Annotated in this window: 13 protein-coding genes; 8 read left to right on the forward strand and 5 right to left on the reverse strand. The window is 67.4% G+C overall.

Features of this window, described 5'->3' with window-relative positions; translation table 11 throughout:
• The first annotated feature begins 169 nt into the window (after positions 1-169).
• The 5 genes from ACWMMN_RS04025 (at position 170) to ACWMMN_RS04045 (ending at position 6,471) form a co-directional block, all read left to right on the forward strand.
• Positions 170-535: a BON domain-containing protein gene (locus tag ACWMMN_RS04025; protein ID WP_059235851.1), complete on the forward strand. Its 366-nt coding sequence runs from the start codon at positions 170-172 to the stop codon at positions 533-535.
• 138 nt (positions 536-673) lie between these two features.
• Positions 674-2,764, forward strand: coding sequence for a D-(-)-3-hydroxybutyrate oligomer hydrolase (locus tag ACWMMN_RS04030; protein WP_486422997.1), 2,091 nt, complete (start codon positions 674-676; stop codon positions 2,762-2,764).
• A 615-nt stretch (positions 2,765-3,379) separates the two neighbouring features.
• Entirely contained in the window at positions 3,380-5,215 is a 1,836-nt protein-coding gene (locus ACWMMN_RS04035) for a S10 family peptidase (protein ID WP_059235847.1), read from the forward strand.
• 261 nt (positions 5,216-5,476) lie between these two features.
• Positions 5,477-6,034, forward strand: coding sequence for a nucleotidyltransferase domain-containing protein (locus ACWMMN_RS04040; RefSeq protein WP_059236884.1), 558 nt, complete (start codon positions 5,477-5,479; stop codon positions 6,032-6,034).
• On the forward strand, positions 6,034-6,471 hold the full coding sequence (locus tag ACWMMN_RS04045) for a hypothetical protein (protein WP_486422998.1): 438 nt from the start codon (positions 6,034-6,036) through the stop codon (positions 6,469-6,471). Before ACWMMN_RS04040 ends, ACWMMN_RS04045 begins: the two co-directional genes overlap by 1 nt.
• 114 nt (positions 6,472-6,585) lie before the next feature.
• Here ACWMMN_RS04045 and ACWMMN_RS04050 read toward each other — a convergent pair whose 3' ends face one another.
• From ACWMMN_RS04050 to ACWMMN_RS04070, 5 genes are all read right to left on the reverse strand, one after another.
• Entirely contained in the window at positions 6,586-7,374 is a 789-nt protein-coding gene (locus ACWMMN_RS04050) for a sulfite exporter TauE/SafE family protein (RefSeq protein ID WP_059236882.1), read from the reverse strand.
• 302 nt (positions 7,375-7,676) lie between these two features.
• Positions 7,677-9,116: a DHA2 family efflux MFS transporter permease subunit gene (locus tag ACWMMN_RS04055; RefSeq protein WP_340623845.1), complete on the reverse strand. Its 1,440-nt coding sequence runs from the start codon at positions 9,114-9,116 to the stop codon at positions 7,677-7,679.
• 136 nt (positions 9,117-9,252) lie between these two features.
• Positions 9,253-9,984 carry a DsbA family oxidoreductase gene (locus tag ACWMMN_RS04060; protein ID WP_059235841.1) on the reverse strand — a complete coding sequence of 244 codons (732 nt, stop codon included), beginning with the start codon at positions 9,982-9,984 and terminating at the stop codon, positions 9,253-9,255.
• 182 nt (positions 9,985-10,166) lie between these two features.
• The gene (locus tag ACWMMN_RS04065) at positions 10,167-10,961 is read right to left on the reverse strand and encodes a helix-turn-helix transcriptional regulator (protein WP_275054989.1); all 795 of its coding nucleotides are present in this window, start codon (positions 10,959-10,961) and stop codon (positions 10,167-10,169) included.
• Positions 10,958-11,920: an ornithine cyclodeaminase family protein gene (locus ACWMMN_RS04070; protein ID WP_486422999.1), complete on the reverse strand. Its 963-nt coding sequence runs from the start codon at positions 11,918-11,920 to the stop codon at positions 10,958-10,960. The genes ACWMMN_RS04065 and ACWMMN_RS04070 overlap by 4 nt, the downstream gene beginning before the upstream one ends.
• 379 nt (positions 11,921-12,299) lie before the next feature.
• Here ACWMMN_RS04070 and ACWMMN_RS04075 point away from each other — a divergent pair, with 379 nt between their 5' ends.
• The 3 genes from ACWMMN_RS04075 (at position 12,300) to ACWMMN_RS04085 (ending at position 14,630) form a co-directional block, all read left to right on the forward strand.
• Entirely contained in the window at positions 12,300-13,079 is a 780-nt protein-coding gene (locus tag ACWMMN_RS04075; RefSeq protein ID WP_486423000.1) for an ABC transporter substrate-binding protein, read from the forward strand.
• Between the two features lie 67 nt (positions 13,080-13,146).
• Entirely contained in the window at positions 13,147-14,391 is a 1,245-nt protein-coding gene (locus ACWMMN_RS04080; RefSeq protein ID WP_059235833.1) for an NAD(P)/FAD-dependent oxidoreductase, read from the forward strand.
• Positions 14,388-14,630: a hypothetical protein gene (locus ACWMMN_RS04085; RefSeq protein ID WP_486423001.1), complete on the forward strand. Its 243-nt coding sequence runs from the start codon at positions 14,388-14,390 to the stop codon at positions 14,628-14,630. Before ACWMMN_RS04080 ends, ACWMMN_RS04085 begins: the two co-directional genes overlap by 4 nt.
• Positions 14,631-14,897: the final 267 nt, after the last annotated feature.

Consider the following 14,897-nt stretch of genomic DNA (forward strand, 5'->3'; position numbering starts at 1 on the left):
CGGCCCGGCCGGCCCGCTTGTCAGCGTGCGCCGACCGCCGGCCCGTGCCGCCTCTCTCGTATCGCCGTGGAAAACACCGGCTGTCCCGCCCGTTCGCGCGCGGGCCGGCTGTTTTTGGGGGTATCCGGCCGTACTGTGCACGGCCGTTCCGGAGTGATAAGGAGATAGCATGAAGTCGATCGTGTTGAGAGCGTTGGGCGTCGCCGCCGTGGCGGCCTGTCTGTCGGGCAGCGTGTATGCGCAGTCGAGCGACGCGGCGGCAACGGAAGCGCCGGCGGCCGCGACGAGCGCGCCGAAGGCTGCCGCGAAAACCGCGAAGAAGGCGAACCGCAAGCTCGGCTACGCGGTGCGCAAGGCGATTTCGAAGGAATCGGGCGTGAATGTGTCGAACCTCGTCGTACGCTCGAAGGGTGGCGCGATCACGCTGGAAGGCACGATGCCGGCCCAGGACCAGATCGACAAGGCCGAAGCTGCGGCCAAGGGCGTGAAGGGCGTGACGTCGGTCACGAACAAGCTGACGGTTCAGCAGCAGTGATGCCGGGCGGCGGCGCGCAAGCGCCGCAGGCGCCCGTTTCCAGGCGGGCCCCGGCATGCCGGGGCCCGTTTGCGCTTCAGAGGCCGACAGCCGCGCGCGACGCGGCGGCGGACCGATAACGATATCGAGAGGGCGGCGATGACGAGGCTCGGGTGGGGCAGGCGGATGGTGTGGGGCGCGGCGCTGGCCGCGGTCGCGATGCTCGGCGCCTGCAACGGCGACGATTCGGCCGAGCGCAACCGGTTGCCCGGCTTCGTGTCCGGCAGCGTGCGCACGACGGCCTACGACGGCGCGAGCGACGACCTGCTGACGGCCGGCCTCGGCAAGACGGGCCTCGGCGCGGCTACCGCGCCCGGCTTCGCGAACGCGTCGCGGCCGACGAGCGCCGAGCTGCGCCGTCTCGCGATCTGGTCGAATTACCGTGCGCTCGTCGACATGAGCGCGAACGGCGGCTACGGCCGTTTCTGGGGGCCGAACGTCGACCTCGACGGCAACACCACCCTCGGCGAAGGCAAGATCCCCGGCACCGAATACCTCGCGTACTCCGACGACGGCAGCGGCAGCAAAAACGTGACGCTGCTCGTGCAGGTGCCCGCCAGCTTCAATCCTGCGCAGCCGTGCATCGTCACCGCGACGTCGTCGGGCTCGCGCGGCGTGTACGGCGCGATTTCCGCGGCCGGCGAGTGGGCGCTCAAGCGCGGCTGCGCGGTGGCCTACAACGACAAGGGCGGCGGCAACGGCGCGCACGAGCTGGGCTCCGACACCGTCACGCTGATCGACGGCACGCTCGCCAACGCGGTGCTGGCCGGCACCGCGAGTCTGTTCACCGCGAACGTGACGAGCGGCGATCTCGCCGCATTCAACAACCGCTTCCCGAACCGCTATGCGTTCAAGCACGCGCATTCGCAGCAGAATCCCGAGCAGGACTGGGGGCGCGTGACGCTGCAGTCGGTCGAGTTCGCGTACTGGGCGCTGAACGAGCAGTTCGGACCGCTGATCGACGGCTCGCATCATGGCGTGCGCTATCGCCCGGGCGACGTCACGACGATCGCCGCATCGGTCAGCAACGGCGGTGGCGCGTCGCTCGCGGCGGCCGAGCAGGACAGTCGCGGCTGGATCACCGCGGTCGTGGTCGGCGAGCCGCAGATCAACGTGCGGATGGCGTCGAATGCGCTCGTGCGCACGGGCGGCCAGCCGGTGCCGTCGTTCGGCCGGCCGCTGGCCGATTACGCGACGCTTGCGAACCTGCTGCAGCCGTGCGCGGCCGCATCGGCGTCGCTCGCTGCCGCGCCGTACCTGAGCGCGCTGCCGGCCGCGACCACCCAGTCGATCCGCACGCAACGCTGTGCGACGCTCGCCGCAGCCGGGCTCGTGTCGGGCGCCGATACGCAGAGCCAGGCCGCGGACGCGCTCGCGCAGCTCCATGCGGCCGGCTATCTGGCCGATTCCGACCTGCTGCAGGCGCCGATGTGGGATTCGCAGGCGATTCCGGCGATCGCGGTCACCTATGCGAACGCGTATACGCGCTCGCGCGTCACCGACAACCTGTGCAACTTCAGCTTCGCGACGACGAACCCGGCGACGGGCGCGGTCGCGGCGCCCGCCGCCTCGCCGATGCCGGCCGTGTTCGGCGTCGGCAACGGCGTGCCGCCGACGGCCGGCATCGACCTCGTGTTCAACAACGGCGCGGGCGTCGACCACCGGCTCGCGACGCCCGATGCGAGCTTCGCGGGCGCGCTGTGCCTGCGCCAGCTGTGGACGAACGGGATGCTCGGGATGCCCGCGAACGTCGACGCGGTGCGCGTGAACGCGAACCTGCAAGGCAAGCCGGCGATCATCGTGCAGGGCCGCAGCGATGCGCTCGTGCCGGTGAACCACGCATCGCGCGCGTATGTCGCGCAGAACGGCATCAGCGAAGGCGGACGCAGCCAGCTCGTGTTCTACGAGGTGACGAACGGCCAGCACTTCGACGCGTTCCTGCCGGTCCCGGGCTTCGACACGCGCTTCGTTCCCGTCCACTACTACAACCTGCAGGCGCTGAACCTGATGTGGCAGCACCTGAAGAACGGCGCGCCGCTGCCGCCGTCGCAGGTGATCCGCACGGTGCCGCGCGGCGGCACGCCGGGCGCCGCCCCTGCACTGACGAGTGCGAACCTCCCGTCGATCTCGGCCGCGCCGGGCGCGAACGCGATCACGACCGGCGCCGGCACGATCGACGTGCCGCTCTGACGGCGCCCGCCGCGCCGCCCCGACCAAGCCGGACCGCCGTCCGGCTTTTTTCCTTTCGTCGTCTGGAATCGGTCCCGCACTGCCTTTTATCGGAATGGCGAGCGCCGTAACAAATTATTACTTTACGGCGGTAAATCCGGAACCTATTATGCGCCGGTATTTTCACTTAATTTAATAAATTCCAGATACGAGAATATTCCTTTCCGTTTAGTTAATCGATCCTTTCGATTTTATTAAATCGGCTCGAGCTGCGATTGATCGGTATTTCGTGATTAATCGGCATCTCGCCGAGGGGGATTGTTCGTCTGTTCGAAGTGAAGGCGCCTTGATGGGCGGGCTTTGCGGGGCATCCTTTGGCCGTCGATTTTGTACAAGTGCGAATGCGCGGAATGAATTCGCATTGCTGCGGATTATTGAATTGTCGTTTGCAATGGAATTGATTCCATTGTGCGGTTGCAAAAAAACATGGGTGGGGTAAATCATGCCGGTCGGTATTTGCCGATTCGGTAAAAAACTCGGAGTGCGTCGCATAACGAATGCATTCCCGGTGCGGAGCGCCGGCGCAAATGATCCTTTGCGACCGGCGGTATTTATCGTTCTGTTCGAGAGGCAATAATGACGACACGGAAGTCCTTGAAAGACGGTTTCGCGCTATTCGGAACGACTTTGAGCATGCCGCTCGCCGCAGCCGCGGCCGCAGCGCTGCTCGTCACGGGGTGCGGCGGCGACGACGGGCCGAGCCCGACCGCGTCGGCCGCCGCCGCGGCCGCGACGTCCAGCGGCAGCACGTCGGCCAACACCAACGCAACGGCCGCCGCTGCAGCCGACCAGCCTTACGTCGACACCGACGTGTACGGCACCGGGCCGAACGACGCGGTCACGGATTCGACCGAAGGCGCGGCGGTCGTGCACCGCCAGGTCACGATCGGCGGCAAGACGATCAAGTACACGGCGACCACGGGCCACCTGACGACGATCGATCCGGTCACGTCGGCGCCGAACGCGAAGATGTTCTACGTCGCGTACACGCAGGACAACCCGGACCCGTCGAAGCCGCGCCCGGTCACGTTCTTCTACAACGGCGGCCCCGGCTCGTCGTCGGTCTACCTGCTGCTCGGCTCGTACGGCCCGAAACGCCTGCAGTCGTCGTTCCCGAACTTCACGCCGCCCGCGCCGTACAAGCTGCTCGACAACCCGGACAGCCTGCTCGACCGCACCGACCTCGTGTTCATCAACCCGGTCGGCACCGGTTACTCGGCGGCGATCGCCCCGGCGAAGAACAAGGACTTCTGGGGCACCGACCAGGACGCGCGCTCGATCGACCGCTTCATCCAGCGCTACCTGACCAAGTACTCGCGCTGGAATTCGCCGAAGTTCCTGTACGGCGAGTCGTACGGCACCGCGCGCAGCGCGGTCGTGTCGTGGGTGCTGCATGAGGACGGTATCGACCTGAACGGGATCACGCTGCAGTCGTCGATCCTCGACTACGCGAACGCGCTGTCCGCGCCGGGCACGTTCCCGACGCTCGCGGCCGATGCGTTCTACTGGAAGAAGACGACGCTCAACCCGACGCCGACCGATCTCGACGCGTACATGGTCCAGGCCCGCAACTATGCGGACAACACGCTCGCGCCGCTTGCGCAGAAGCCGAACCCGCAGGACGGCGGCTTCGTGAACGTGCGGCTGAACCTGAACCTGCAGACCGCGCAGCAGATGGGCTCGTACATCGGCACGGACCCGACGTCGCTGATCCAGACGTTCGGCAACCCGGCCGCGCTCGGCAACGTGCCGTCGTCGAACGACAACCCGCCTTACACGTTCTTCCTGACGCTCGTGCCGGGCACGCAGATCGGCCAGTACGACGGTCGCGCGAACTTCACGGGCAAGGGCATCGCGCCGTACATCCTGCCGAACTCGGGCAGCAACGATCCGTCGATCACGAACGTTGGCGGCGCGTACACGGTGCTGTGGAACAGCTACATCAACACCGACCTCAAGTACACATCGACGTCGTCGTTCGTGGACCTGAACGACCAGGTCTTCAACAACTGGGACTTCAGCCACACGGACCCGACCGGCGCGAACAAGGGCGGCGGCAATACGCTGTACACGGCCGGCGACCTGGCGTCGACGATGAGCGTGAACCCGGATCTGAAGGTGCTGTCGGCGAACGGCTATTTCGACGCCGTCACGCCGTTCCACCAGACGGAGCTGACGCTCGCGCAGATGCCGCTCGATCCGACGCTCAAGGCGCAGAACCTGACGATCAAGAACTACCCGTCGGGCCACATGATCTACCTGAACGACGCGTCGCGGACCGCGCTGAAGGGCGATCTCGCCAGCTTCTACGACGGCATCCTCGCGAACCGTACTGCACTGCAGCGCGTGCTGAAACTGCAGGCGCGCACGCAGCAGCTCAAGCAGCAGAAACTGCAGCAGCAGGGGCAGTAAGCGCCGCGGGCGGCTCGTCGCCCGAAGCGACATGCAGAACACCGCCTCGTCACGCGCCCTGGTTCCTCACGTGGCGTGTGTCGATGGCGGTGCCGTCATTCTCCAGGATGCCCCGTGAGTCACGGACTCTCGGGGCATCGTCGTGTCTGGAGGTAGACGCGTCGATGTGTGATCCTCAAAAGAGGGATGAATAGCCCTCTATTGAGGATTTGATGGAAAATCCTCATAATGAGGACAATTGTCCCTGCATTGAGGATTGATGTGAGTCTCGCCGACTTTCTCTTCACACCGGGCATGCAGCGGGTGCTGGGTGCGACGCTGCTGCAACCTGACCGCAGCTTTACGTTACAGGAACTGCTGCGCCTGGCAGACAGTGGGCGCGGTAGCGCCCAAAAGCAGGTGGATCGGTTGGTCGAGGTCGGCGTATTGATGGAAGACGCCCGACGAGGCAGACAACGGAGCATTCGCGCGAATACGGAATTCATCCTTTATCCGGAACTGGTCAGCATCGCGCGCAAGACGTTTGCCGTCGCGGAGCCGTTGAAGGAGGCCTTGTCGCCGTTTGCCGCGCAGATCACCACGGCGTTCGTGTTCGGCTCGGTGGCCAAGCGTTCCGACAGCGGCCGTAGTGACATCGACCTGATCGTCATCGGGAACGTCCGGCTTCTCGAGCTATCTGAAGCCCTGCACGTGGTCGAGCAAAGCCTGCTGCGCCCCGTCAATTTCTCTTTGTACGAGCCTGAGGAATGGGCTGCGCTGGTCGACGCGGACCCCGTCATGGCACAGATCGCCCAAGGCCCAATGCTGAGGATACTGTGATGCCGCGCCCAGCTGAATACGAAAACTTCATCAGGACGAAAGCCTTCGATCCGGTTGCGCCGACGCCCGGGGCAATCGCGGGCTTCCTGCGCAATGCCGCGGACTACAAGGCCACTGCCGATGAACTGGATCACGCCCGGCATCTGCAGGTGTTGACGTTGGCCTACGAAGGCTATTTTCAGGTGGTACAGGCGATCCTGGAGTTTTATGAGGTGCGAACCAAGGATGCCGGCCGTAACCTAGCCATCCAGCGCGTGTCGACCTCGCTGGGCGTGAGTCCGCAGGAATTTGCGTTCATCACGAAGGCACACGAGCGCCGCAACGGCACGTCGTACGTTTCCCCGTTTCCCCCGGTTTCGAAGGCAGAGGCCGCTACCATGCTGAGCATCCTGGCCAAATACCTGCCCGTTGCACATGCGCTGACAGGTACGCCGTGAGACTCGCCCGGGCGTTCATCAAGACATGAGGTGAAGGCCAGTCGCCAACAGGGACGGTGCTTTTCGTTGGCGAAGGGAGTGTGTCGATGCGCGCGGGTCGTCGTGCCGGGCCGCTTACGCGAGCACGAGCCGCACGCCGACCGCGACGAGCGTCGCGGCGAGCAGGTTGCGCAGCAGCCGCTCGGGCGCGCGCGCCGACAGCAGGCTGCCGAGCACGATGCCGGGCAGCGAGCCGAGCAGCAGCGACAGCAGCATCGACCAGTCGACCGAGCCGAGCAGCCAGTGGCCCATGCCGGCGACCAGCGTGAGCGGCACTGCGTGCGCGATGTCGGAGCCGACGATGCGGGTCGTCGCGAGCGCAGGGTACAGCAGCAGGAGCACCGTCACGCCGATCGCGCCGGCGCCGACCGACGTCATCGACACGAGCACGCCGAGCACGGCACCCGTCAGCACGGTCGACCACAGCGTGCGCGCGGGGCTCGGCGCGAGCGGGTTGCGCGCGGCGAATGCGGTGAGCTGCGGCCGGAAGATCAGCGCGAGCGACGTGAGCAGCAGCGCGACGCCGAGCACGAGCTGGATCATCCGCGCGGTGCCCGGCGTATTCATCCCGTGCGTATGGAGCCACCACAGCGTGACGGCCGCGGCCGGCACGCTGCCCGCCGCGAGCCGGCCCGTGATGCGCCAGTCGATCGAGCCCTTCAGGCCGTGGACGAGCGTGCCGGTGGCCTTGGTCGCGGCCGCGTACAGCAGGTCGGTGCCGACCGCTGTCGCGGGATGCACGCCGAACAGCAGCACGAGGATCGGCGTCATCAACGAACCGCCGCCGACGCCCGTCAGGCCGACGAGAATGCCGACGAACAGGCCGGACAGGGAGTACAGCAGATCGATATGGGGAAGCGACATCGGAAGCAGGCGGTTATGCGGCGTTCGGCGGCGGCGCGCGCGTCAAAGTCCGCCATTGTCGCAAAAGTGGCGCATCAATGTACGACTGCGTTAAAAATCGGCCGCGAAGGCCCGTGCGGCAGGCGGCCGGGCAAACGTGAAACGGGCGTTCGAGCCGGCGGAGGGCCGATGGCGGTCGTCGGCCCGCACAAGTATGACGAATCGGGCGCATGTGTCGCGTCGCGCATCCGGCGCGCGTAAAAAAGGGCGCGACACTGCGCGCCCGGGTTCGATGCCGGTTGCCCGCCCTGGCGAGTCGCCGGTCAGTGCATCGCGGAGCCGGCGCCTTCGACGGCGCGTTGCGGCCGGATGCGCAGCGCGAGGCCGATCAGCGCGGCCACCGCGGCGAACGTCGCCCCGAACGCGAATGCGGCGTGGTAGCCGCCGTTCAGCGCGTCGAGCGGCGTGGCCTGCGCGGCGGCGAGCGCGTCGGTGCGGGCGCCCGCGAGACTCGCGAGGACGGCGAGCCCGAGCGCGCCGCCCATCATGAACGCGGTGTTGACGATCCCCGACGCGAGCCCGGAATCGGCCGGGTCGACGTCGTTCATCGCCGCGAGCAGCATCGGGTTGAACGCGACGCCCGCGCCGATGCCGAGCAGCGTCATGCCGGGCAGCACATGCCACACGAAACCGCCGTCGACCGGCGCGCGCGAGAACAGCGCGAGGCCGCAGGCCGCGATCAGCAGGCCGGCCGCGATCGGGCCGCGGATGCCGAAGCGCATCACGATCCGCGCCGACAGCCCGAGCGAGAACGCGGCCATGATCAGGTTCGCCGGCAGGAACGCGAGGCCGACCTGCAGCGGCCCGTAGCCGAGCACGCGCTGCATGTACAGCGCGGACAGGAAGAACCACGCGAACATCGCGGCCGCCCACAGCACGGCGATCACGTTCGCGAGCGCGACGTTGCGCGCGGCGAACAGCGTCAGCGGCATCAGCGGATGCGCGGCGCGCGATTCGATCGCGATGAACAGCGCGAGCAGCACGACGGCCGCGCCGATCAGCGCGACGGTCTGCGTCGACAGCCAGCCGGCCTCGTTGCCGCCGACGATCCCGTACACGGCCAGCATCAGCGATGCGGTCACGGTGATCGCGCCCGCGACGTCGAGCCGGGCGGTGCCGGCCGGCGCACGCATGCGCGGCAGCAGCGCGGCGCTCATCGCATAGACCGCGACGCCGATCGGCAGGTTGACGAGGAAGATCCAGTGCCACGACAGCGAGCTCGTCAGCAGCCCGCCGAGCAGCACGCCGATGCTGCCGCCGCCCGCGCACACGAAGCCGTAGACGCCCATCGCGCGCGCGCGTTCGCCGGGCTCGGTGAAGAGATTCATGATCAGCGACAGCGAGACGGCCGACACGACCGCGCCGCCGAGCCCCTGCACCGCGCGCGCGGCGATCAGCATCGCCTGCGATTGCGCGAGGCCGCAGGCGAGCGACGCGAGCGTGAACGCGACGAGGCCGGCGAGGAACATGCGCCGCTGGCCGTACAGGTCGCCGAGCCGGCCGCCGAGCAGCAGGCAGCCGCCGAACGTCAGCAGGTACGCGTTGACGACCCACACGAGGGCCGTTTCGGTGAAATGGAGGTCGGTGCTGATCGACGGCAGCGCAACGTTCACGATCGTGCTGTCGAGCACGATCATCAGCACGCCGAGACAGAGGACGATCAGCGCGTACCAGCGCTTCTCGCCGTGGATCCCGTGGGTCATGGGCTTGCAGCCTTCTGATAGTTATTTGAAAGGATGCATTGTAGACGCCATCGGCGCGGGCTTCCTGCCGGTTTGTGGCAGGAGCGTCGCGTAGTCGCGCGCGGGGCCGCGCGCGACTGACAAAGGGAGCAGGGCGTTACGAGCGCGCCGGCAGTTCGCAGCCGTCGGGGCCGCAGGCGGCCGCATCGCTGCCGTCGAGTTCGACGATGCCGTCGCGCCACGCCTGTTCGAGCGCCTGCGCGAACGCGTCGGCCGGCTGCGCGCCCGACACCGCGTAGCGGCCGCCGAGCACGAACAACGGTACGCCGCGCCCGCCGATCTGCGCGGCGCGTGCGATGTCGGCTTCGACTTCGTCGCGGTATGCGTCGCTGCGCAGCACGGCTTCGACGGCCGAGCGTTCGAGCCCGGCTTCGACCGCGAATTCGGTCAACTCGGCATGATCGAACAGCGAGCCGTGCTCGCAGAAATACGCGCGGTACAGGCGCTCGGTCAGCGCGTGCGCGCGGCCGGTCGCTTCCGCGAGCTTCACGAGCCGGTGGCCGTCGAGCGTATCGCCGACCAGCGTGCCGGGCAGGTCGTAGCGCAGCCCGACGCTCGCGGCCGCATCGGTGACCTGGCGCAGCATCTGGTCGACCTGCGCGGGCGACATCCGGTATTTGCCGGCCAGCATCGCCTCGACCGGCTCGACAGGCTGGCCGGGCATCAGCCGGTACGCGCGCAGCGCGACGTCGACCCGATCGGCATGCGCGAACGCGGCGAGCGCCTCGTCGAAACGGCGCTTGCCGATCCAGCACCACGGGCAGATCAGGTCGGACCAGATTTCGACGGTCAGGGTCGGGCGGGCAGTCGGGGCGGGGGCGGTCGTCATGGGCGGTCCAGGGCGGCAAAAAAGTGTAACCGGGACTATATCACTTTATGCTTCGACGCCAGGGCGCGCGCAGACCCGTGCGGAACGGGGCCGTACCCGGCGTATCACGAAGCATAGACAGGGAAATGGCTTCCCGGTAGCGATGACCGATGCGGGCCGTCGTTGCGCCCGCCGCGCAGCGCTTACGCGTCGCCTTGCGTTTCCTTCAGGTGCTTGAGGTGCTTGTAGACCGTTGCGCGCCCCATCCCGAGCACGTTCGCGACGTAGTTCGCCGCGCTCTTGCCGCGGAACGCGCCTTCCGCGTAGAGCGCCTCGACGAGCTCGCGCCGGTGCTCGCGCGTGAGCCCGTTCAGCCCGACCTGCCGCTCGCGCAGCCAGCCGTGCAGGAACGTGTTGATGCGCTCCTGCCAGTCGTCGCGGAACAGCTCGTCGGGCTGGGCGACGACGCCCGCGCCCTTGATGAACAGGTCGAGCGTCGCGCGCACCTCGTCGAACACCGCAATGTTGAAGTTGATGCACATCATCCCGGCCGGGCGGCCGTCGTCGTCGAACAGCACGTTGCTGACGCAGCGCATCCGCCGGCCGTCCCAGTTCAGCTTCTCGTATGGGCCGATCACGCGTTCGCGCGCGGAATGATCGATCTCCTCGAGCGCGGAATCGTCGCCGACCTCGCGCTTCGACAGGTTGTTCGCGAGATACAGCACGGTCTGGTCGTGCAGGTCGTGGATCACGACTTCCGCGTACGGGAAGAACAGCGCGGCGATACCGTCGGCGATCGGCGCATAGCGGGTGAGCAGCAGGTCTTTGACGGGGGATTTCTTCTTGCGCATCGGTGTCGCCATCTCGGGTGGGCGGGAGCCGGGCAGCGCGTCGGGCCGGCGTGCCGGCGCGCCGGTGGCCGGCATGCCCGTGCGCCCGCGCGCGGCCGCCGCGGCGGTTGCGCCATTGTATCGGCCCCGCGTGCGCGTGCCGCTCATGCGCGCGTCAGCTGCGTATACAGTGCGTGCGCGATCGCGATGTCCTCGAGCCCGAGGCCGATCGAGCGGAAGAACGCGTGACGCGTGCGCGACGGCGCTGCGCAGGCGCCGACGACGAGCGCGGGCAGGTCGCCGACGATCCGCCCGGCCTCCCAGCCGTGATCGGCCGCCGCGATCTGCATCTCGCCGGCGCTTGCCGGGGTCGTGTGCCGGTAGTCGCAGTACACGTCCATGTCGGGCAGCCACGCGGGCGGGATTTCGTGCGCGCGCGCGACGTTCGTGCTGATCGACGTGACGAGCGCGGGGCGCGTGAGCATCCCGTCGCCGAGCACGGGCGTGCCCGACGACGTGCACAGCATCACGACGTCCGCGTCGCGCACGCAGGCTTCGACACTCGCAGCCGCACGTGCGCGCGAGTCGAGTTCGGCGAGCGTTGCCTGCTGCGCGGCATCGCCGGCGAGCGCGGGCGAGTACACGCGGATCGTCTCCCAGTCGCGCAGTGCCGCCGTGTGCCGCAGGTGCGCAAGGCCGACCGCGCCTGCGCCGACGATCGCCAGATGGCGTGCGTCGCGCGCCGCGAGGCAGTCGACCGCGAGCGCCGTCGTGCCGGCCGTGCGTTCGACGGTCAGCAGCCCCGCGTCGCACCACATCAGCGGCTGGCCGGTCTGCATCGACATCAGCGCGGTCCACGCGGTGACGATCGGCCTGCCGCCCGTCACCACGTACGGCGACAGCTTCGCGCCGAAGACCTGCGCATCGGCGAGCGCGCCGAGATACGTGATGAAGTCGCCGGCCTGGTCGGGAAACAGCGTGAGCGTCTGCGGCGGCTGCACCGCGCGCGCCGCGGCGAGCGACGCGAACATGCGGCGCAGCGTGCCGAGCACGTCGAGCGATGGCAGCGCCGCACGCACGGCGGCTTCGTCGACGGTCAGCGGCAGGGTCGGGACGGTTTGCGTCATGGGGACATCTCCGGTCGGTGCCGGACAGACCGTCTCGAAAGGCGGTGTCCGGTGGTGTTCGTGATGGACGAAAAGTCTAATATAGACAAACAAATTCTGGAGGATTTTTCTTTTCGAGACGTTGTGTCGTTGCCTGGATGATGAAAAAGACCATGAAATCAAGGATCTTTTGACGAGGTGTCGAAATCCGGGCGGGGTGCGGCAGGACGAGACTCTCGTATCCCCTATAGTCTATAGTAGACTTTGAGTCTATATTTCGCGTGCAGGACAGGATGCGCCGCCACGCGGCGGCCGCCTGCATCGAATGCCGATCCGGCGCCCGGCCGAGGGCGTCGTGCAACCGATCTCCATCGCCTCAATCCAGAACGGAAGGACCGTCATGAACTGGAAGCTTTCCCTTTGCGCCGCTGCGGCGCTCGCGTGCGCGGCCGTCACGGCCCATGCGGAACAGACCACGTTGCGCTTCGGGATCGAAGCGGCCTATCCGCCGTTCGAGAGCAAGACGCCGGCCGGTCAGCTGCAGGGCTTCGACGTCGACATCGGCAATGCGGTGTGCGCGAAGCTGAACATGAAATGCGTGTGGGTCGAGAATGCGTTCGACGGCCTGATCCCGGCGCTGCAGGCGCGCAAGTTCGACGCGATCAATTCGGCGATGAACATCACCGCGAAGCGCAAGCAGAGCATCGACTTCACGCCGGCGATCTACGTGGTGCCGATCGTGATGGTGGCCAGGCGCGGTTCGCCGCTGCGGCCTGACGTCGCGAGCCTGCGCGGCAAGCATGTCGGCGTGCTGCAGGGCTCGTCGCAGGAGGATTTCCTGAAGGCGCACTGGGCCAACGCGGGCGTGGCCGTCGTGTCGTACCAGGATCAGGACCAGATCTACGCCGATCTCGTCGCGGGGCGGCTCGATGCGGCCGTGCAGGAAGCGCAGACCGCGCAGGACGGCTTCCTCGACAAGCCGGCCGGCCGCGATTACCAGATCGTCGGCGACGCGCTGAAGGATCCGGCGACGCTCGGCGAGGGCACGGGCTTCGGGATGCGCAAGAACGACAAGGCGCTGCAGGCGAAGATCGTCGGCGCGCTCGACGCGCTGAAGAAGGACGGCACGCTGAGCGCGATGTCGCAGAAGTACTTCAAGCGCGACATCATCGCGAAGTAAGCATCGCCGCGCGCCGGCCGCGATGCCGGTGCGCCGCCCATCGAATCTCGACACGGTACAGGGAACCATGGATTTCGACGTCATCGTTCTGGGAGCCGGCATCGTCGGCGTGTCGTCGGCGCTGCATCTGCAGGATCGCGGGCTGCGCGTCGCGCTCGTCGACCGGCGCGCGCCCGGCGAGGAAACGAGCCACGGTAATGCCGGGCTGATCGAGCGCTCGTCGGTCGTGCCGTACGCGTTTCCGCGCCGGCTCGGCACGTTGCTGCGCTATGCACGCAACCGCTCGGTCGATCTCTACTGGGACTACCGCGCGCTGCCCGCGTATGCGGGCTGGCTCGCGCGCTTCTGGCGCGAATCGTCGCCGCAACGGCTCGCGGCCGCCGCGCGCGACCTGCTGCCGCTCGTCGCGGCGAGCGTCGTCGAGCACGATGCGCTGCTCGCGCGGACCGATGCGCAGCCGCTCGTACACGACGGCGGGTGGATCGAGGCGTTCCGTTCGCCCGCGTTGTTCGACGCGGAGGCGCGCGCGCAGCAGCGCGTGGCCGACGCGCACGGGTTGCGGATGAGCGTGCTCGATGCGCATGCGCTGCGCGCGCGCGAGCCGGGTATCGGCGACGCATTCTGCGGCGCTTTCCACTGGCAGGACCCGAAGACGGTGTCGAGCCCGGGCGGGCTGACCAAGGCCTACGCGCGGCTGTTCGAGCGCGACGGCGGCACGTTCGTGCTCGGCGATGCGAAGACGCTCGTGCAGGTGGACGGTGGCTGGCAGGTCGGGACCGAACACGGGCCGATTGCCGCGCGCTCGGCCGTGGTCGCGCTCGGGCCGTGGTCCGATCACGTGTTCGCGCCGCTCGGCTACCGGATTCCGCTGCGCGCCAAGCGTGGCTATCACATGCACTACCGGCCGACGCGCACGCCGTTGAACGTGCCCGTGTGCGACACCGAGGAAGGCTTCGTCGTCGCGCCGATGGAGGGCGGCCGCCTGCGGCTCACGACGGGCGTCGAGATCGCGCTGCGCGGTGCGCCGCCGACCGGCGTGCAGCTTGCGCGGGCCGAACCGCTGGCGCGCGACGCGTTCGGCATCGGCGAACGGCTCGATCCGGAACCGTGGCTCGGGATGCGGCCCTGCACGCCGGACATGCGTCCGGTGATCGGGCCCGCGCCGCGCCACCGTCATTTGTGGTTCGCGTTCGGCCATTGCCACCACGGGCTCACGCTCGGCCCCGCGACAGGGCGTCTGCTCGCCGAAATGATGACGGGCGCGCCGACCTATATCGATCCCCATCCGTACCGGCCCGCGCGCTTCGGTTGAACCTGTCGCGCGGCAGGGCGGCTCCGGCCGCCGGCGCGCGCTGCCCCGCTCATGCCGGCGGCCATGCGCGCGTTTCACAGTTTTTCATTCGGCTATCCGAATTATCGAAAGCCACGCAATCGGAAATGATCTGCGTAATCGGCAAGAAAGAAAATCGCGAGATAAATAAAATCAGAAAATTCGCGATTTATCAATGCATTTTCATATTGCTGAAATGCGCAACCGGCGGCGGTCGCTGACGGTATAGGGCGCTATCGCGGCCGGGTGTTCCGGCGTTACGCGGGATGTACCGGAACACGTTACCACGGGGCTCGCAAACGTTACGTTACATCCGCGTCCCGGCAGCGTCTATCGTCAGACGATTTGGGATTGGAAGCCCGTGTATTTCGTCTGAAATCGATTAAAAAAGCGTTATTGACCACTAATGGCCAGACGAATCAATCCGCTTTTTTGAATTGGCACGCTTCGTGCAAGCCGTCCCCATGCTTTATCAACGTGGTGCCAAC

It is taken from the genome of Burkholderia cepacia complex sp. TUM26381, assembly GCF_057439935.1.